We start from the raw sequence: 2,675 nt of genomic DNA, 5'->3' as shown, positions 1-2,675 counted from the left end.
TTGCTTTTGACATGGATACTGTATAACCAAAAGCTTTAAACCTTGATATGTATACGTTTCTAACATTTTCTTTTCGTCCAATAAATACGCTAAATTTCACGCCCTTTATTGGTTTAGTTTTTCTTAATTCATTGGTAACATTACGTTACTAATGTGTATAAGAATATGATACATAACCACAGGGGCAAACGTCAATAAAATTAAATGACATTCGTGTACTATTATTCATTTCATCAACTATCTGGTACGACTTTATCTCAAAATATAAATCAATGTATAGATGATTAACGATTCTTAATCATTTCTTCACATTGTTTATATTTCACCATTGCTTCAGCTTGAATCTGTTCAAAAATTTCTTTTTCATTTCCCTCATAATTGTTTAACATTCTTAGAATTTCTGAAACCTTTGCATCCATGTTACTAACTCCTGTCAGTTATTTTAGGACTTTGCTAAAGACTTACACGTTCAACTCTGAAACTCAGGTGTTCATTGATTCTTCCATTAGATATAATAGTCAGGATTTTCGCCCATTTTAATTAAAAATTCTTCTAAAGAATCCGCTATTTTCTCATCTTCAGAGTAAATAGGGCATTGACCTAATCCATTCGCTTGCTTAAATTTAATTGTTAAAAAGCTAAGTTCTGTCACTTCAAAAAACACTAATGATTCTTCATCGTCTACACCATCTATATTAGGGTTATATTCATAGATATCTTGTCTCAAACGAAAATCTACAACAGAAAAGGGGTCCATAAATCTGTTAAAAAAGAACTTACTTGATGCCTCTAAAAAACCATAACCAATTTCTTTATAAAAATTTTTCAATTCTTTAGGGAATTTCATTTTTAATAAATCTTCTGCTTCCTCTATCTCTTCACTTTTTAAAGGATAGAAAATAGGTGTTTGGTCAGATTTTACACTTTCATTAGCTACAACACACTCTTTCAAAAAGTTAAACATAATTTTTACTACCTCCTTATTACAGAAGGGCTGTTTTCAATGCTTCTTCAAGCATTGTATTGAAATCATTATATGTTTTCATCACTGTGCCAGATGGTTTATCAAGTTCTAAGTAAGTACCGTCAGATAAGTTTTTACAAAACCAAGCAATACTTGAATCTCCAAAGAAAAGATACTCTTTTTGAAATTCATTTTCATACCAAATCTCATTCGTGTCTATAAATCCACAAATCGGTTCGTTTCTTTCTGTTTCTAGTAAAGAAGGGTCAACTCCATAAATAACTAGTCCACCAAAATCTAAACCATTTACGTTTTTAAGAAACTCCTCAAATTCACTCGGTAAATCAACATTAAATTTCTCTTTTGCATGTTCTCTTAATTTCTGAACTTCGCTATCTGTTGCTGGTGTGTTCAGATTAAAGTTAACACTTTTCAGTATATCTTCAATTTCTAAAATCAGATTTTTCCACATATAAAAAACCTCTTTCTAAGTGTATTTATTTCCCTTTAGGATAGATATCATATTTGGGTATAGGCCAGCTTATGTCTGCACTATCTCCATCTTGTAAGTGTCTAGTTAATGTACGTTGTGTATTAGTTATAGCTTTATGATATGGATGATTTTGTATTAAAGTTAAATTTTCAAATGCGTTTGTTCCCCCATCGTCTAAAGGAAGATTATGATGTACTTGCCATCCAACTGGAGGCCTTCCTTGTTTCATTAATTCTATATTGCCATCTGTTATTCCCGCTTCCTTAAGTTCAGTAAGCTTAACAGGGTCATTTACCAAGGATTTAAGAAACTCTTGTCTTACCCTGCTATCAAAAGCTTTCCTTAGTTGTTCAGCTTCTTCTCTAGGTCTCTTAGTATAAGTAATATCTTCAACTTTGACATCCTCAAGAAGTACGTCTTTTCCATACAATTTACCAACAAAAACATCCCCATCTGTGGTACTTTTAGTATATTGATAAGGAGATAACTTATTGCTAGCTTCTTGGTAAACATCGCCAAAACCTGATTTTAAGGTACTTCCCCCAACACCTTCATAGGCAAATCGATTCCCAGTGTTTAACTTAAAATTATTTAATATATGTAGTGCGTTTCTATATCCAGCGGAATCAGTAATTTTAGAAACGCCCTTTGCTAGGTTTGCGACTGTCACTACCTTCCCTGCTTGTCCTGCTTTACTAAGACCCTTATCACCGATAAAACCTGTTAATAATGATGCTACACCATAGGCAGCATAATGCATTCTACTTTCCATATCTCCATTTTTGAAATTATTTATATATGAATCGGATAATGTGTTCCACATTGCAGGGAGAGTTTCTTCGTAGTTTACAATTGCATCACGCATGTTTTCCCACGTCTCTGCATCACCCAATGCTTTAAGTCCTTCCCATGCATCTGTGACAGCATCTTCTACACCAGTAGAAATACCAGTCCATGCGTCACTTAAATCCTTTTTCTCTTCATCCCAAGCTTTCTCGAAGTCAGATTTCGGCGGAAGTTTACCACACATTGCCCCTTCTTCTACCTTTTCATCTGATAAATTCCCATCAACTAAATTACCATCATAACGTTCATCGGCATTACGAAACTTTTCAGCAGCGTGCATTAGTTCTTCTGCAATCTTATCAAATTCCCGAAACACATTAAACATTTGAGGTTTTGTTTCATTTGATTATCACCCCTCACCAATCGGGCGTT

4 protein-coding genes are annotated in these 2,675 nt (G+C 33.6%); all 4 read right to left on the bottom strand.

Annotated features, from left to right (window positions below; translation table 11 throughout):
• Window positions 1–284 precede the first annotated feature (284 nt).
• Window positions 285–419: a hypothetical protein gene (locus Q3V31_RS30585; RefSeq protein WP_255286268.1), complete on the bottom strand. Its 135-nt coding sequence runs from the start codon at window positions 417–419 to the stop codon at window positions 285–287.
• A gap of 86 nt (window positions 420–505) precedes the next feature.
• Window positions 506–964, bottom strand: coding sequence for an SMI1/KNR4 family protein (locus Q3V31_RS30580; RefSeq protein ID WP_071734855.1), 459 nt, complete (start codon window positions 962–964; stop codon window positions 506–508).
• Between the two features lie 19 nt (window positions 965–983).
• Window positions 984–1,436, bottom strand: a complete 453-nt coding sequence (locus tag Q3V31_RS30575; RefSeq protein ID WP_071734856.1) for a YrhA family protein — start codon at window positions 1,434–1,436, stop codon at window positions 984–986.
• 25 nt (window positions 1,437–1,461) lie between these two features.
• Window positions 1,462–2,628, bottom strand: a complete 1,167-nt coding sequence (locus tag Q3V31_RS30570; protein WP_329767697.1) for an HNH endonuclease — start codon at window positions 2,626–2,628, stop codon at window positions 1,462–1,464.
• Between the last annotated feature and the right edge of the window lie 47 nt (window positions 2,629–2,675).

Source organism: Bacillus nitratireducens (genome assembly GCF_036320425.1).
Taxonomy (GTDB): Bacteria; Bacillota; Bacilli; order Bacillales; family Bacillaceae_G; genus Bacillus_A; species Bacillus_A nitratireducens.
This window is presented reverse-complemented; position numbering and strand designations above follow the sequence as displayed.